The following is a 15,086-nucleotide window of genomic DNA, read 5'->3' as shown; positions in this document are numbered from 1 at the left end:
TTGTGTAGTAAGTTAGGCTGAGCAAGCATCCGGCCGTCATGCAGATCCCGTCTGACGGGCCTGCTCCAGAGGGTAGTGAATTTGAACGACATGGCTAAGAACCTCATCCTGTGGCTGATCATCGCCGCTGTACTGGTGACGGTGATGAACAATTTTTCCAGCCCGAACGAGCCGCAGACGCTCAACTATTCCGACTTCATCGAGCAGGTCAAGGATGGCCGTGTCGAGCGTGTGACCGTCGACGGCTTCGTGATCATCGGCAAGCGCAGCGACGGCGAAACCTTCAAGACCATTCGTCCTGCGATCCAGGACAATGGCCTGATTGGCGATTTGATCAACAACAATGTGATCATCGAAGGCAAGCAGCCGGAGCAGCAGAGCATCTGGACGCAGCTGCTGGTGGCGAGCTTCCCGATTCTGGTGATCATCGCGGTGTTCATGTTCTTCATGCGGCAGATGCAGGGCGGCGCGGGTGGCAAGGGCGGCCCGATGAGCTTTGGCAAGAGCAAGGCGCGCCTGCTGTCCGAAGACCAGGTCAAGACCACCTTTGCCGATGTTGCCGGTTGTGACGAGGCCAAGGAGGAAGTGCATGAGCTGGTCGAATTCTTGCGTGATCCCGGCAAGTTCCAGCGGCTCGGTGGCCGAATTCCGCGCGGCGTGTTGATGGTCGGTCCTCCCGGTACCGGTAAGACGCTGCTGGCCAAGGCCATCGCTGGCGAGGCCAAGGTACCGTTCTTCACCATTTCCGGTTCCGACTTCGTCGAGATGTTCGTCGGTGTCGGCGCCAGCCGTGTGCGCGACATGTTCGAGCAGGCTAAGAAACATGCGCCGTGCATCATCTTCATCGACGAGATCGATGCGGTGGGTCGCCACCGTGGCGCGGGTTTAGGCGGTGGTCATGACGAGCGTGAGCAGACCCTCAACCAGTTACTGGTGGAGATGGATGGTTTCGAGATGAATGACGGCATCATCGTCATCGCCGCCACCAACCGTCCGGACGTGCTCGATCCGGCCCTGCTGCGTCCCGGTCGCTTCGACCGCCAGGTCGTGGTGGGACTGCCGGACATCCGCGGTCGCGAGCAGATTCTCAAGGTGCACATGCGCAAGGTTCCGGTGGGCGATAACGTCGAACCGGCTGTGATCGCTCGTGGTACTCCAGGCTTCTCCGGCGCCGATCTGGCCAATCTGGTCAACGAGGCCTCGTTGTTCGCCGCGCGAGCCAACAAGCGCATCGTTGAAATGAAGGAGTTCGAGCTGGCCAAGGATAAGATCATGATGGGCGCCGAGCGCAAATCAATGGTCATGTCCGAAAAGGAGAAGCTCAATACCGCGTATCACGAGGCGGGGCACGCAATCGTCGGTCGCGTGGTGCCCGAGCACGATCCGGTCTACAAGGTATCGATCATCCCGCGCGGTCGCGCGCTCGGCGTGACGATGTTTCTTCCTGAAGAAGATCGCTACAGCCTGTCCAAACGCGCATTGATCAGCCAGATATGTTCGCTGTTCGGTGGGCGCATCGCCGAGGAAATGACGCTCGGCTTCGAGGGTGTGACCACTGGCGCGTCCAACGACATCATGCGGGCTACGCAACTCGCGCGAAACATGGTCACCAAGTGGGGGCTTTCGGAAAAGCTTGGACCGCTGATGTATGCCGAAGAAGAGGGCGAGGTGTTCCTCGGTCGCAGTGCCGGAAGCCAGCACACCAACGTTTCGGGCGAGACGGCCAAGCTGATCGATCAGGAGGTGCGCAGCATCATCGATCATTGCTACGGCACTGCCAAACAGATACTGGCGGATAATCGCGATCGGCTGGACATGATGGCTGAGGCGCTGATGAAATACGAAACCATCGATGCCGAGCAGATCGACGACATCATGGCTGGACGGCCTCCGCGCGAACCGCGTGATTGGCAGGGTGGTTCGGGGGCGTCGGGCAAATCAACCCAGCCCGAGAGCGGGCGGCCGGAAACGCCGATCGGAGGCCCGGCCGGCGAACATTAAGCCTCAAGGCGTTCAAATGAGCGAAACGTTGTCTGTGGCCCGGCTATCCTGTGGTAGCCGGGTTCTTGATTTAACCCGTCCGCAAGTGATGGGTATTCTGAATGTCACCCCTGATTCTTTCTCCGATGGTGGGCGCTACGCGCTGAAAGATGCGGCGTTGAAGCATGCCGAGTCGATGGTGCGTGCCGGCGCAACGCTGCTTGATGTCGGTGGTGAGTCGACGCGCCCCGGGGCGCGTGCGGTTTCGCCGACAGAAGAGCTCGAGCGTGTGGCGCCGGTGGTGGAAGCGATTGCGCGCGAGCTGGACGTGGTGATTTCTGTCGATACGTCGACTCCGGCGGTGATTAGAGAGGTTGCGCGGCTTGGTGCTGGTCTGGTCAATGACGTGCGCTCGCTGCGTCGCGACGGCGCATTGGATGCGGCGCTCGATACTGGCTTGCCAGTTTGTCTGATGCACATGCGGGGTGAGCCTGGCGATATGCAGGACGACCCGCAGTACTCCGACGTGACCAGCGAGGTGTGCGATTTCCTCGCACAGCGAATGGCCGAGTGTGTGGCCGCTGGCATCAAGGCTGAGCGAATCGTGCTCGATCCAGGATTCGGCTTTGCCAAGACGCTCGAACACAATCTCAGTCTGTTCAAGCATCTTGAGCGGCTGCATGCGCTTGGGCGGCCGCTGCTGGTCGGTGTGTCGCGCAAGACCATGATTGGCAAGGTGCTCGGGCGCGAGGTGAATGAACGGCTCTATGGCAGCCTCGCACTGGCAGCGCTAGCGGTTACCAAGGGGGCACAGATTATTCGCGTGCACGACGTAGCCGAGACGATTGATGTGGTTCGAATGATAGCTGCAGTCCAATCTGCAGAATAAAGGGACGGTGTTCATGGGTAGAAAGTACTTCGGCACGGACGGAATTCGCGGGCATGTCGGGCAGTTTCCGATCACGCCGGATTTCATGCTCAAGCTGGGTTGGGCGGCAGGCATGGCTTTTCGTAAGCAGGGCAAGTGCCGCATCCTGATCGGTAAGGACACCCGCATTTCCGGTTATATGTTCGAATCTGCATTGCAGGCCGGGCTGTCTGCGGCGGGTGCCGATGTGTTGTTGCTGGGGCCGATGCCGACGCCGGCAGTGGCATATCTGACGCGCACGTTCCACGCCGAGGCCGGTATCGTGATCAGCGCCTCGCACAATCCGCATCACGACAATGGCATCAAGTTCTTTTCCGGTCGTGGCACCAAACTGCCGGACGAGGTCGAGCTGATGATAGAGGAGTTGCTGGATGCGCCGATGACGGTTGTCGAATCGGCTCAGTTGGGCAAGGCGTCGCGGATCAACGACGCGGCTGGGCGCTACATCGAGTTCTGCAAGAGCAGCGTGCCGACAAGTACCGATTTCAGTGGCCTCAAGTTGGTTATCGATTGCGCGCATGGCGCCACCTATAAGGTTGCGCCGAGTGTATTCCGCGAACTCGGCGCGCAGGTGGTCGTGATTGGCGTGCAGCCTGATGGGCTGAATATCAACGCAGATGTCGGTTCGACCCATGTCGGCCAGTTGCAGAAGGCTGTGGTCGAGAACGGCGCCGATATGGGTATCGCCTTCGATGGCGATGGCGATCGCGTGATGATGGTCGATCATACGGGGGCAGTCGTGGATGGCGATGAGCTTCTGTACATCATTGCTACCGACCTGCAGGAGCGCGAGCGCCTGAGCGGTGGTGTGGTGGGTACGTTGATGAGCAATCTCGGTCTGGAGCTGGCGTTGAAGGCGCGCGAGATTCCGTTCGTGCGTGCCAAGGTGGGCGACCGCTACGTCATTGCCGAGATGCTGGAGCGTGGTTGGCCGCTAGGGGGGGAGAATTCCGGGCATATCGTTTGCGCTCAGCATACGACAACCGGGGATGCCATCATTGCAGCGCTGCAAGTCGTACTGGCGCTGCGTCGCCGAGGCCAATCCCTCGCGCAGGAGCGCCTCGCGTGGCACAAATGTCCACAAGTGCTGATAAACGTTCGCTACGCTGGCGGAATCGATCCACTTTCACATCCTGACGTGCAGGCAGCCTGCGACGACGTTACTGAGCGTATGGCTGGGCGCGGGCGCGTATTGCTGCGCAAGTCCGGTACAGAACCGTTGGTACGGGTCATGGTAGAGGGCGACGATGAGAAGCAGGTGCGCGAGTATGCTGAGGCGTTGGCGAAAGTAGTAGCAAAAGTTTGTGCGTGATCTGCTTGCCAGGGTGGGGGCGGTTGAGTAACATCTGCGCCCACTTTGACCGACGAGGTAAAGCATGCGCCGCAAGATGGTAGCTGGTAACTGGAAGATGAACGGTACCCGCGCTAGCGTCGCAGAGCTGATTGGCTCCCTTCGGTTTGAAGAGCTTCCAGGTGATGTGGATGTCGTAATTCTGCCTTCATCTATTCATCTTGCGCAGGTCTTAAGTGATCTCCGGGGTGAAGCTATCGCGGTGGGAGCGCAGGATTGTTCGACAGAGCCTGGTTTTGGGGCCTTTACCGGCGAAGAGTCAGCCGCCCAGTTAGGTGATTTGGGCTGTGCGTGGGTTCTGGTTGGGCACTCTGAGCGGCGATCGCTGTTTGCCGAAAGCGATCAGGTTGTATGTCGAAAGTTTTCTTCAGCGCAGGCGAATGGATTGAAGCCCATCCTCTGTGTTGGTGAGGTGCTAGAAGATCGTCAGCTGGGAAAGACGCTTGATGTGGTGTCGCAACAGCTAAATAGTGTGCTCGACGTGGTTGGTGTGAAGGCGTTTGAGTCGGCTGTGGTTGCGTATGAGCCGGTCTGGGCGATAGGTACCGGGCTGACTGCGACGCCGGAGCAGGCGCAAGAGGTTCATGCGGCCATTCGAGCGGTGGTGGCGCAGCGGGATGCGCGTATTGCCGGTGACTTGCGGATTCTTTATGGCGGAAGCGTCAAGCCGGACAATGCCGTTGCATTGTTTGCTCAGGCTGATGTAGACGGCGGGCTTATCGGCGGTGCCTCTTTGAAAGCGAACGAATTTGGCGCGATCTGTCGTGCTGCGGGGAAGTGATCAGATGTTGCAGACTGTTGTGATCGTGGTGCATCTGCTGGTCGCCCTGGGTGTGGTTGTATTGGTGTTGCTGCAGCAGGGCAAGGGCGCGGATGCGGGGGCCTCATTCGGTTCGGGTGCTTCGGCTACCGTATTCGGAAGCCAAGGTAGTACTACCTTTCTGAGTCGGTTTACTGCTATACTTGCCGGCGTTTTTTTTGTGACAAGTCTGGGTTTGGCGTTTTTTGCCAAGGAGCAGGCTGACAATATTTCGCAGGCGGGCCTGCCCGATCCAGCGGTGCTTGAGGTTCCGGCAAGCAAGCCTGCAGTAAATGATGTTCCGGTTCTGGAAGAGCGTGACCCGGCAGGTAACGTTCCTCCTGTGCAAGAGAAGCAGTAAAGGGTTTTTGCCGAGGTGGTGGAATTGGTAGACACGCTACCTTGAGGTGGTAGTGGCCATAGGCTGTAGGGGTTCGAGTCCCCTCCTCGGTACCATACAAGTAGGCCCGCCTAGTGCGGGCTTTCTTGTTATTAGGGTTTCGGTTGACCGATTGTCAAGATGATCGTACAATTCGTGCCCAGTTTGTCGCGGGGTGGAGCAGTCTGGTAGCTCGTCGGGCTCATAACCCGAAGGTCGTTGGTTCAAATCCAGCCCCCGCAACCAGTGAAGTGAAGAGCCCCTGTATAGGGGCTTTTTATTGGCTTCAGGCTAGGTCGTCGGCATTTCAGGCGATCACAGGGATGGGCGTTTCGCCCATTTTTCGTTTGTACAGCATGCGCGAGGGACTTCGATGTCGAGCAAGCTAGAACAGTTGCAGGCCTTGTTGGCCCCGGTGGTAGAGGCGCTCGGGTATCAATGTTGGGGTATCGAGTTCCTCTCTCAGGGAAGGCATTCGCTGCTGCGAGTCTACATCGATCACGCCAACGGTATTCTGATCGACGATTGTGAGAAGGTCAGCCGTCAGCTCAGTGGCGTGCTCGATGTCGAAGACCCCATCAGTGTCGATTACACCCTTGAGGTGTCCTCTCCCGGTATGGATCGGCCATTGTTCAAGTTGGAACAATACGCCGCCCATGTGGGCGAGCAGGTAAAAATCAAACTGCGTTCCCCCTTCGAGGGGCGACGCAATTTCCAAGGGCTTCTCCGCGGGGTGGAGGAGCAGGATGTGGTGATACTCGTTGATGATCATGAGTATCTATTGCCTGTCGATCTGATCGACAAGGCCAACATAGTCCCCCGTTTTGACTAAATGCGGATCCCGCGGACCCCAATGGATTGCGAAAGGCGAGGCGTACGATGAGCAAAGAAGTACTGCTGGTTGTGGAGTCGGTGTCCAACGAAAAGGGCGTACCGGCTGGTGTCATTTTTGAAGCGTTGGAGCTGGCTCTGGCCACTGCAACCAAAAAGCGCTACGAGGACGAAGTCGACCTGCGCGTGGAGATCAACCGCCAAAACGGCAGCTATGAAACCTTCCGCCGCTGGACGGTGGTCGATGATGAGCATTTTGAGGATCCGGCTTATCAGCTGGCGCTCGATCAGGCGCAGGAGCGCAAGGCGGATGCAAAGCTCGGCGATTTTTTCGAGGAAAAGATCGAGTCCATCGAGTTCGGCCGTATCGCCGCGCAGACCGCCAAGCAGGTCATCGTGCAGAAGGTACGTGAGGCTGAGCGCGCGCAGGTGGTCGAAGCCTATCGTGATCGTCTCGGCGAGATTATTTCCGGAACGGTAAAGAAGGTTACCCGCGACAGCGTGATTGTCGATCTGGGCAACAATGCCGAGGCTCTGCTGGCGCGCGAGGACATCATCGCTCGCGAGACCTTCCGCGTCGGTGCCCGCGTGCGTGCGCTGCTGAAGGAGATTCGTACGGAAAACCGCGGTCCGCAGCTGATCCTGTCGCGTACTGCCCCGCAGATGCTGATCGAGCTATTCCGCATCGAAGTGCCGGAAATCGCCGAGGGTCTCATCGAAGTGATGGGTGCGTCGCGAGATCCGGGATCGCGCGCCAAGATTGCGGTCCGTTCCAAGGACAAGCGCATTGATCCGCAAGGCGCTTGCATCGGCATGCGCGGCTCACGCGTGCAGGCGGTTTCCGGCGAAATTGGCGGTGAGCGCGTGGATATCGTTCTGTGGGACGACAATCCGGCCCAGTTCGTGATCAACGCGATGGCGCCGGCGGAAGTGGCGGCGATCATCGTCGATGAGGATGCGCACGCGATGGATATCGCTGTCGCCGAGGACAACTTGGCGCAGGCGATCGGTCGCGGTGGGCAGAACGTCCGTCTAGCCAGCCAATTGACGGGCTGGACGTTGAACGTGATGACCGAGGCCGATATCCAGGCCAAGCAACAGGAAGAGACCGGCGACATCCTGCGCAGTTTCATCGATGAGCTGGATGTCGATGAGGAGCTGGCCCAGGTGCTGGTCGAAGAAGGCTTCACCTCTCTGGAGGAAGTCGCCTACGTCCCGATGGAGGAGATGCTCGGCATCGAAGGGTTCGATGAGGACATCGTCAACGAACTGCGTACACGTGCCAAGGATCGCCTGCTGACCAAGGCTATCGCCACAGAAGAGAAACTGGCGGACGCGCAACCGGCCGAGGACCTCCTCGCGCTGGATGGCATGGACAAAGAATTGGCGGTCGAGTTGGCTGTGCGGGGTGTGATTACCCGCGAAGACCTGGCCGAGCAGTCGATCGACGACTTGCTCGACATAGACGGCATCGATGAAGAGCGTGCCGGCAAGCTGATCATGGCCGCCCGAGCCCATTGGTTCGAGTAAGTAATTAGCGGCCTGAGGAGAGAGATGCATGACGCAAGTCACGGTGAAAGAACTGGCCCAAGTGGTCGACACACCGGTCGAGCGACTGCTGCAGCAGATGCGTGAGGCAGGACTGCCGCACACCAGCGCCGAGCAAGTAGTGACCGATAACGAAAAGCAGGCCCTGCTGGCTCATTTGAAAAGCAGTCACGGCGCCAAGATGGACGAGCCGCGCAAGATCACCTTGCAGCGCAAGACCACCACCAAACTAAAAGTTGGCGGCAGCAAGACCATCAGCGTCGAGGTGCGCAAGAAGAAAACCTTCGTCAAGCGCAGCCCGGATGAGATCGAGGCCGAGAAGCAGCGCGAACTGGAAGAGCAGCGCGTTGCGGAAGAAGCGGCTCGCTTGAAGGCAGAGGAAGAGGCGCGCGTGCGTGCCGAGGAAGAAGCCCGTCGCCAGGCGCAGCAAGAGCAGAGCACGGTTGCCGCAGTTCCGCCCAGTGCCGCTGAAGTTGCCGTCGAGCCGGCAGCTGTCGAAGTTGCAGTCGCGGTCGCTCCGAGCGATGAGCGCAAGAAAGAAGAAGCGCGCCGTGCCGAGAAGCCGCGCAGCGACGACGACGATCGTCGTGATCGCAAGCATGCACAGCATCGCCCGTCGCTCAAAACCAAGGCGCCGCTGACACGCACCGTGCGCAGTGGCGAGGACGACGCCGACGGCTTCCGTCGTGGCGGTCGCGGCAAGTCCAAGCTCAAGAAACGCAATGCGCATGGCTTCCAAAGTCCGACCGGACCGGTCGTACGCGAAGTTTCAATCGGCGAAACCATCACCGTGGCCGAGCTGGCCCAGCAGATGTCGGTCAAGGCTGCCGAAGTCATCAAGTTCATGTTCAAAATGGGCTCGCCGGTCACCATCAACCAGGTGCTCGACCAGGAAACCGCGCAGCTTGTGGCCGAGGAGCTCGGCCACAAGGTCAAGCTGGTCAGCGACAATGCGCTGGAGGAACAGCTGGCCGAACTGCTGAAGTTCGAAGGCGAGGAGATGACCCGGGCGCCCGTGGTAACCGTGATGGGCCACGTCGACCACGGCAAGACCTCCCTGCTCGATTACATCCGCCGAGCCAAGGTTGCGGTCGGAGAAGCGGGTGGCATTACTCAGCACATCGGTGCTTACCACGTCGAAACCGAGCGTGGCATGGTTACGTTCCTCGATACCCCTGGTCACGCGGCGTTCACCGCCATGCGCGCCCGCGGGGCGAAGGCGACCGACATCGTCATCTTGGTGGTGGCAGCGGACGACGGCGTCATGCCGCAGACCCAGGAGGCCGTGCAGCACGCGAAGGCGGCGGGTGTGCCGATCGTGGTTGCAGTGAACAAGATCGACAAGCCGGAAGCCAATCCGGACAACATCAAGAACGGCTTGGCCGCGCTCGATGTGATCCCCGAGGAGTGGGGTGGCGACACGCCGTTTATTCCGGTTTCCGCGAAGATGGGTACCGGCGTCGACGAGTTGCTGGAAGCCGTTCTGCTGCAGGCCGAGATTCTCGAACTCAAGGCTACGCCGTCGGCGCCCGGTCGCGGCGTGGTCGTCGAATCGCGCCTGGACAAGGGCCGCGGCCCGGTGGCTACCGTACTGGTTCAGGACGGCACGCTGCGCCAAGGCGACATGGTCCTGTGTGGCGTGAACTTCGGCCGCGTGCGCGCCATGCTCGACGAGAACGGCAAACCGGTGAAGGAAGCCGGTCCGTCCATTCCGGTGGAAATCCTCGGTCTGGATGGTACGCCCGAAGCCGGTGACGACCTCACCGTGGTCGCCGACGAGAAGAAGGCGCGCGAAGTTGCCTTGTTCCGTCAGGGCAAGTTCCGCGAAGTGAAACTGGCACGTGCCCACGCGGGCAAGCTGGAGAACATCTTCGAGACGATGGGGCAGGACGAGAAGAAGACGCTCAACATCGTGCTCAAGGCCGACGTACGCGGCTCGCTCGAAGCGCTCCAGGGCTCGCTCAACGGTCTGGGCAACGACGAGGTGCAGGTGCGCGTAGTCGGTGGCGGTGTCGGTGGTATCACCGAATCCGATGCCAACCTGGCACTGGCGTCCAATGCGGTGATCTTCGGCTTCAACGTGCGTGCCGACGCTGGCGCGCGCAAGATCGTCGAGGCCGAAGGCCTGGATATGCGCTATTACAACGTCATCTACGACATCATCGAGGACGTCAAGAAGGCGCTCACCGGTATGCTCGGCAGCGATGTGCGCGAGAATATCCTGGGTATCGCCGAGGTGCGCGATGTGTTCCGTTCGCCGAAGTTCGGCGCGGTTGCCGGTTGCATGGTTACCGAGGGCATGGTGCACCGCAATCGCCCGATCCGCGTTCTGCGCGACGACGTGGTGATCTTCGAAGGCGAGCTGGAGTCCTTGCGCCGCTTCAAGGACGACGTCTCGGAAGTCCGTGCCGGCATGGAATGCGGTATCGGTGTGAAGAGCTATAACGACGTCAAGGTCGGCGACAAGATCGAAGTGTTCGAGAAGGTCCAAGTGGCCCGTTCACTGTAATCCGAGTTGCAAACTTCCAGCGGCAAGCGTCGAGTGTGATCACTTGACGCTTGCCGTTTGGCTTTGCGGTATCACGAATTTTTCAAGCCTGCAGCGTGCAGCCAGAGGCAGTTTTTATGGCCAAAGAATTCAGCCGTACCCAGCGTATCGGCGATCAGATGCAGCGCGAGCTGGCCCAGTTGATCCAGCGCGAGATCAAGGATCCGCGGCTGGGCCTGGTCACCATCACCGGCGTTGACGTCAGCCGGGATCTGTCCCACGCGAAGATCTTCATCACCATCATGGGGCAGGACGACAACGAGGAGGCGGTCAGGGATAACCTGCGCATTCTCAACGAGGCTGCCGGCTTCCTGCGCATGCAGTTGGGCAAGAGCATGAAGCTGCGCAGCGTGCCGCAGCTGCATTTCAACTATGACGCCAGCATCCGTCGTGGCGTCGAGTTGAGTTCGCTGATCGAGCGCGCGGTCGCCGAAGATCGCAAGCACAGCGACGGAAGCGGAGAGTAAGCGTGGTCCAGGTCAAGCGTGTTCGACGCGATGTGAACGGCATCATCCTGCTCGATAAGCCTCGCGGATTCACTTCCAATGCGGCGCTGCAGAAGGTTCGCTGGCTGCTCAATGCGGAGAAGGCCGGACATACCGGAAGTCTCGATCCGCTGGCGACCGGGGTACTGCCGCTGTGCTTCGGCGAGGCGACCAAGTTCTCGCAGTATCTGCTCGATGCCGACAAGGCCTATGAGACGGTCATGCAGCTGGGCGTCACTACCACGACGGCGGATGCTGAAGGCGAAGTGCTCGAGCGCAAGCCGGTGGCGGTTTTGCGTGAACAGTTCGAAGCGCTGCTGCCGCGCTTTCGCGGCGACATCCAGCAGGTGCCGCCGATGTATTCGGCTCTCAAGCGTGACGGCCAGCCGTTGTACAAGCTGGCGCGCGCCGGCGAGGTGGTGGAGCGCGAGCCGCGTTCTGTTAATATTGCGCGCCTGGAGCTGCTCGCACTCGAGGGCGACAAGGCGCGCTTGGCCGTGGCGTGTAGCAAGGGTACCTATATCCGCACGCTGGTCGAAGATCTTGGCCAGCTGCTGGGCTGCGGAGCGCATGTCGCCGAGCTGCGCCGGACTCAGGCCGGGCCGTTCAGTCTTGCGCAGACCGTGACACTCGAGGCTCTGGAGCAAGCGCGTGCAGAAGGCGGTGCCGAGGCGCTGGACCGGTTCCTGCAACCGGTGGACAGCGGACTGGAACATTGGCCGCTGCTGCAATTGTCCGAACATAGCGCTTATTACTGGCTGCACGGGCAGCCAGTGCGGGCGCCGGAGGCGCCGAAATACGGCATGGTCCGCGTACAGGATCACGCCGGACGCTTCATCGGTATCGGTGAGGTGAGCGAAGACGGGCGCATCGCGCCGCGTCGACTGATTCGGTCGGAATGACCGGTACGCATCGCGTTCGCGCGTTGCGTCAGAGGGTGGCTGTCAACAGGCGCGGTCATTCCTCTCTATTAAACACGGGACCCGTTCCCGGCCTGTTCACTCAAGGAGCCCATCATGGCACTGAGCGTTGAAGAGAAAGCCCAGATCGTTAACGAGTACAAGCAAGCTGAAGGCGATACCGGTTCTCCGGAAGTGCAGGTTGCCCTGCTGACCGCCAACATCAACAAGCTGCAGGACCACTTCAAGGCCAACGGCAAGGATCACCACTCCCGTCGTGGTCTGATCCGTATGGTCAACCAGCGCCGCAAGCTGCTGGACTACCTGAAGGGTAAGGACACCACTCGTTACAGCGCCCTCATCGGCCGTCTGGGTCTGCGTCGCTAAGACGCGCCCGAGCTGTACGCTGGAAATCGGAAGCTGGAAGCAGGACATCGTTCTTGCTTCCAGCTTTTGGCTTTAAGCGACAGGCTTTTCTGCAGGAAACCCCGGGTCCGACTCCCGAGTTTCCCGCCGATTTCCCCAAGGCAACAAAGAGAAGGAAGAACCGTGAATCCGGTAATCAAGCAATTCCAGTTCGGTCAATCGACCGTAACCCTCGAGACGGGCCGTATCGCTCGCCAGGCCTCCGGTGCCGTGCTGGTAACCGTCGATGACGACGTCAGCGTGCTGGTCACCGTTGTCGGTGCCAAGAGCGCTGACCCGAGCAAGGGCTTTTTCCCGCTGTCGGTGCACTATCAGGAGAAGACCTACGCTGCGGGCAAGATCCCGGGCGGCTTCTTCAAGCGTGAGGGTCGTCCTTCCGAGAAGGAAACCCTGACCTCGCGCCTGATCGACCGTCCGATCCGTCCGCTGTTCCCGGAAGGCTTCATGAACGAAGTGCAGGTCGTCTGCACCGTCGTTTCCACCAGCAAAAAGACCGATCCGGACATCGCCTCGATGATCGGTACCTCGGCAGCGCTGGCCATTTCGGGTATCCCGTTTGATGGTCCGATTGGCGCCGCGCGCGTGGCTTTCCACGAAAGCACCGGCTATCTGCTGAATCCGACCTACGAACAGCTAAAAGCCTCCAGCCTGGACATGGTCGTGGCCGGTACCGAAGAGGCCGTGCTGATGGTCGAGTCCGAGGCGCAAGAGCTGACCGAAGACCAGATGCTCGGCGCGGTACTGTTCGCCCACCAGGAGTTCCAGGCTGTGATCCAGGCCGTCAAGGAATTCGCTGCCGAGGCTGGCAAGCCGGCGTGGGAGTGGAGCGCTCCGGTAGAAAATACTGCCCTGTTGTCGGCGATCAAGGCCGAGTTCGGCGAAGCGATCTCGCAGGCGTACACCATCACCATCAAGCAGCAACGCTACAGCCGTCTGGACGAGCTGCGCGATCAGGTCGTTGCCCGTTTCGCCGGTGAAGGCGAAGGCCAGCCTAGCGTCGGTGAAGTCAAGGAGGCCTTCGGTCTGCTGGAATACCGTACCGTTCGCGAGAACATCGTCAACGGCAAGCCGCGCATCGACGGTCGCGACACCCGCACTGTGCGCCCGCTGAAGATCGAAGTCGGCGTGCTGCCCAAGACCCACGGCTCGGCGCTGTTCACCCGCGGCGAGACCCAGGCTCTGGTAGTCGCGACCCTCGGCACCGCGCGTGACGCCCAACTGCTCGATACTCTGGAAGGCGAAAAGAAGGACGCCTTCATGCTGCACTACAACTTCCCGCCGTTCTCGGTCGGTGAGTGTGGCCGTATGGGCGGCGCCGGTCGTCGTGAGATCGGCCACGGGCGTCTGGCCCGTCGTGGCGTCTCCGCCATGCTGCCGCGTGACGACGAGTTCCCCTACACCATCCGTGTGGTCTCGGAAATCACCGAGTCCAACGGCTCGTCCTCGATGGCCTCGGTCTGCGGTGCTTCGCTCGCGCTGATGGATGCCGGTGTGCCGATGAAGGCGCCGGTCGCGGGTATCGCGATGGGTCTGGTCAAGGAAGGCGAAAAGTTCGCCGTGCTGACCGACATCCTCGGTGACGAAGACCACCTGGGCGACATGGACTTCAAGGTGGCCGGTACCGCCAAGGGCGTCACCGCGCTGCAGATGGACATCAAGATCCAAGGCATCACCGAAGAGATCATGGAAATCGCCCTGGGCCAGGCCCTGGAGGCGCGCCTGAACATCCTCGGCCAGATGAACCAGGTCATTGCCCAGTCGCGTAGCGAGCTGTCGAGCAATGCCCCGACCATGCTGGCGATGAAGATTGATCAGGACAAGATCCGCGATGTGATCGGCAAGGGTGGCGCTACCATTCGTGCCATTTGCGAAGAGACCAAGGCGTCGATCGATATCGAAGACGACGGCTCGATCAAGATCTTCGGCGAGACCAAGGAAGCGGCCGAGGCGGCCAAGCAGCGCGTACTGGGCATTACAGCCGAAGCCGAGATTGGCAAGATCTACGTCGGCAAGGTCGAGCGCATCGTCGACTTCGGTGCCTTCGTCAACATCCTGCCGGGCAAGGACGGCCTGGTGCACATTTCGCAAATCAGCGATCAGCGCATCGAGAAAGTCACCGACGTGCTCAAGGAAGGCCAGGAAGTGAAGGTGCTGGTGCTGGACGTGGACAACCGCGGTCGCATCAAGCTCTCGATCAAGGACGTCGCAGCGGCAGAGGCATCGGGCGTCTGAGCCTGACATTCAGTCGAACAGAAAAGGCCCTTCGGGGCCTTTTCTGTTATCTGGGATCACCCCGGGTTCGTTGCGCAGCTGATTGCAAGATGCATGCGTGGCACAGGGCAAGCGTGCATAGTGCACGTCTTGGCGGGATTTCGTATTTTCATAACCTATTGAATTTAAACGATATTTCCATGTAACTTCGGTTGGCACGCCGCTTGCGCTGTTATTCCTGACTCCGGGCTGGAGCAATGCCCGGGAAACCACGAGAAACAGGAGTGACATCATGAAAAAGATTCAGACCTCCCTCACTGCCGCCGCCGTTGTTGCCGCCTTCAGTCTGCCGCTGGCGGGTGTGGCAATGGCCGACAGCACGCCTGCTATCGAGAAAACCGAAGCCGTCATGCTCGCCGCCAATGAAAATGTGGAAGAGGCCAAGGACGCCGCCTCCGATACCTGGATCACCACCAAGGTGAAGTCGACGCTGCTGGCCGAAGACGCCACACCGGGCATGGATATCGAAGTCGAAACCAAGAACGGCGTAGTGTCGCTGTCCGGTACCGTTGCGACCGAGGCAGAGAAGGAAGCCGCAGTTGCCAAGGCTCGGCAGATCAAGGGCGTGACCGACGTGTCCGCCGACGGTCTGAAGGTCGCCGAATAAGATTTGGCGCCAAGCTCGACGGAACCCCACCTCG

General features: G+C 60.1%; 13 protein-coding genes and 2 tRNA genes. All 15 read left to right on the top strand.

What is annotated here, in order from left to right; genetic code table 11:
• Positions 1 to 90: 90 nt before the first annotated feature.
• The 15 genes from ftsH to U8L64_RS15650 all read left to right on the top strand — a co-directional run bounded on the left by ftsH (position 91) and on the right by U8L64_RS15650 (position 15,052).
• Entirely contained in the window at positions 91 to 2,001 is a 1,911-nt protein-coding gene (gene ftsH, locus U8L64_RS15720) for an ATP-dependent zinc metalloprotease FtsH (RefSeq protein ID WP_043298265.1), read from the top strand.
• Between the two features lie 16 nt (positions 2,002 to 2,017).
• On the top strand, positions 2,018 to 2,869 hold the full coding sequence (folP, locus tag U8L64_RS15715; protein WP_054095275.1) for a dihydropteroate synthase: 852 nt from the start codon (positions 2,018 to 2,020) through the stop codon (positions 2,867 to 2,869).
• Between the two features lie 13 nt (positions 2,870 to 2,882).
• Positions 2,883 to 4,220 carry a phosphoglucosamine mutase gene (gene glmM, locus U8L64_RS15710; RefSeq protein WP_333398251.1) on the top strand — a complete coding sequence of 446 codons (1,338 nt, stop codon included), beginning with the start codon at positions 2,883 to 2,885 and terminating at the stop codon, positions 4,218 to 4,220.
• Positions 4,221 to 4,284: 64 nt separating this feature from the next.
• On the top strand, positions 4,285 to 5,040 hold the full coding sequence (tpiA, locus tag U8L64_RS15705; RefSeq protein WP_333398250.1) for a triose-phosphate isomerase: 756 nt from the start codon (positions 4,285 to 4,287) through the stop codon (positions 5,038 to 5,040).
• A gap of 4 nt (positions 5,041 to 5,044) precedes the next feature.
• A complete protein-coding gene (gene secG, locus U8L64_RS15700; RefSeq protein WP_077681978.1) occupies positions 5,045 to 5,419 on the top strand; it encodes a preprotein translocase subunit SecG in 375 nt (124 codons plus the stop codon).
• Between the two features lie 9 nt (positions 5,420 to 5,428).
• A tRNA-Leu gene (locus U8L64_RS15695) sits at positions 5,429 to 5,514 on the top strand.
• A 92-nt stretch (positions 5,515 to 5,606) separates the two neighbouring features.
• Positions 5,607 to 5,683: transfer RNA gene (locus tag U8L64_RS15690), tRNA-Met, on the top strand.
• Positions 5,684 to 5,810: 127 nt separating this feature from the next.
• Positions 5,811 to 6,269, top strand: a complete 459-nt coding sequence (rimP, locus tag U8L64_RS15685; protein WP_054095271.1) for a ribosome maturation factor RimP — start codon at positions 5,811 to 5,813, stop codon at positions 6,267 to 6,269.
• Between the two features lie 47 nt (positions 6,270 to 6,316).
• Positions 6,317 to 7,798, top strand: coding sequence for a transcription termination factor NusA (nusA, locus tag U8L64_RS15680; RefSeq protein ID WP_333398249.1), 1,482 nt, complete (start codon positions 6,317 to 6,319; stop codon positions 7,796 to 7,798).
• 28 nt (positions 7,799 to 7,826) lie between these two features.
• Positions 7,827 to 10,325, top strand: coding sequence for a translation initiation factor IF-2 (infB, locus tag U8L64_RS15675; protein WP_333398248.1), 2,499 nt, complete (start codon positions 7,827 to 7,829; stop codon positions 10,323 to 10,325).
• 116 nt (positions 10,326 to 10,441) lie between these two features.
• Positions 10,442 to 10,831 carry a 30S ribosome-binding factor RbfA gene (gene rbfA, locus U8L64_RS15670; RefSeq protein ID WP_043298152.1) on the top strand — a complete coding sequence of 130 codons (390 nt, stop codon included), beginning with the start codon at positions 10,442 to 10,444 and terminating at the stop codon, positions 10,829 to 10,831.
• A 2-nt stretch (positions 10,832 to 10,833) separates the two neighbouring features.
• Positions 10,834 to 11,751 carry a tRNA pseudouridine(55) synthase TruB gene (truB, locus tag U8L64_RS15665; RefSeq protein WP_333398247.1) on the top strand — a complete coding sequence of 306 codons (918 nt, stop codon included), beginning with the start codon at positions 10,834 to 10,836 and terminating at the stop codon, positions 11,749 to 11,751.
• Between the two features lie 114 nt (positions 11,752 to 11,865).
• Positions 11,866 to 12,135, top strand: coding sequence for a 30S ribosomal protein S15 (rpsO, locus tag U8L64_RS15660; protein ID WP_011914369.1), 270 nt, complete (start codon positions 11,866 to 11,868; stop codon positions 12,133 to 12,135).
• Positions 12,136 to 12,297: 162 nt separating this feature from the next.
• Positions 12,298 to 14,406, top strand: coding sequence for a polyribonucleotide nucleotidyltransferase (gene pnp / locus U8L64_RS15655; RefSeq protein WP_138300378.1), 2,109 nt, complete (start codon positions 12,298 to 12,300; stop codon positions 14,404 to 14,406).
• Between the two features lie 271 nt (positions 14,407 to 14,677).
• The gene (locus tag U8L64_RS15650; protein WP_008568936.1) at positions 14,678 to 15,052 is read left to right on the top strand and encodes a BON domain-containing protein; all 375 of its coding nucleotides are present in this window, start codon (positions 14,678 to 14,680) and stop codon (positions 15,050 to 15,052) included.
• The last annotated feature ends 34 nt before the right edge of the window (positions 15,053 to 15,086 follow it).

Source organism: Pseudomonas sp. FIP_A4, assembly GCF_036701605.1.
GTDB classification, from domain to species: Bacteria; Pseudomonadota; Gammaproteobacteria; order Pseudomonadales; family Pseudomonadaceae; genus Stutzerimonas; species Stutzerimonas phenolilytica.
The sequence above is the reverse complement of the archived record's forward strand: the minus strand, read 5'-3'. Positions and strand labels throughout refer to the sequence as shown.

Excerpts from the sequence above, each read along its gene's own strand:
- ftsH (WP_043298265.1), top strand. The coding sequence starts at position 91 with ATGGCTAAGAACCTCATCCTGTGGCTGATCATCGCCGCTGTACTGGTG.
- folP (WP_054095275.1), top strand. The coding sequence starts at position 2,018 with ATGAGCGAAACGTTGTCTGTGGCCCGGCTATCCTGTGGTAGCCGGGTT.
- glmM (WP_333398251.1), top strand. The coding sequence starts at position 2,883 with ATGGGTAGAAAGTACTTCGGCACGGACGGAATTCGCGGGCATGTCGGG.
- tpiA (WP_333398250.1), top strand. The coding sequence starts at position 4,285 with ATGCGCCGCAAGATGGTAGCTGGTAACTGGAAGATGAACGGTACCCGC.
- secG (WP_077681978.1), top strand. The coding sequence starts at position 5,045 with ATGTTGCAGACTGTTGTGATCGTGGTGCATCTGCTGGTCGCCCTGGGT.
- rimP (WP_054095271.1), top strand. The coding sequence starts at position 5,811 with ATGTCGAGCAAGCTAGAACAGTTGCAGGCCTTGTTGGCCCCGGTGGTA.
- nusA (WP_333398249.1), top strand. The coding sequence starts at position 6,317 with ATGAGCAAAGAAGTACTGCTGGTTGTGGAGTCGGTGTCCAACGAAAAG.
- infB (WP_333398248.1), top strand. The coding sequence starts at position 7,827 with ATGACGCAAGTCACGGTGAAAGAACTGGCCCAAGTGGTCGACACACCG.
- rbfA (WP_043298152.1), top strand. The coding sequence starts at position 10,442 with ATGGCCAAAGAATTCAGCCGTACCCAGCGTATCGGCGATCAGATGCAG.
- rpsO (WP_011914369.1), top strand. The coding sequence starts at position 11,866 with ATGGCACTGAGCGTTGAAGAGAAAGCCCAGATCGTTAACGAGTACAAG.
- U8L64_RS15650 (WP_008568936.1), top strand. The coding sequence starts at position 14,678 with ATGAAAAAGATTCAGACCTCCCTCACTGCCGCCGCCGTTGTTGCCGCC.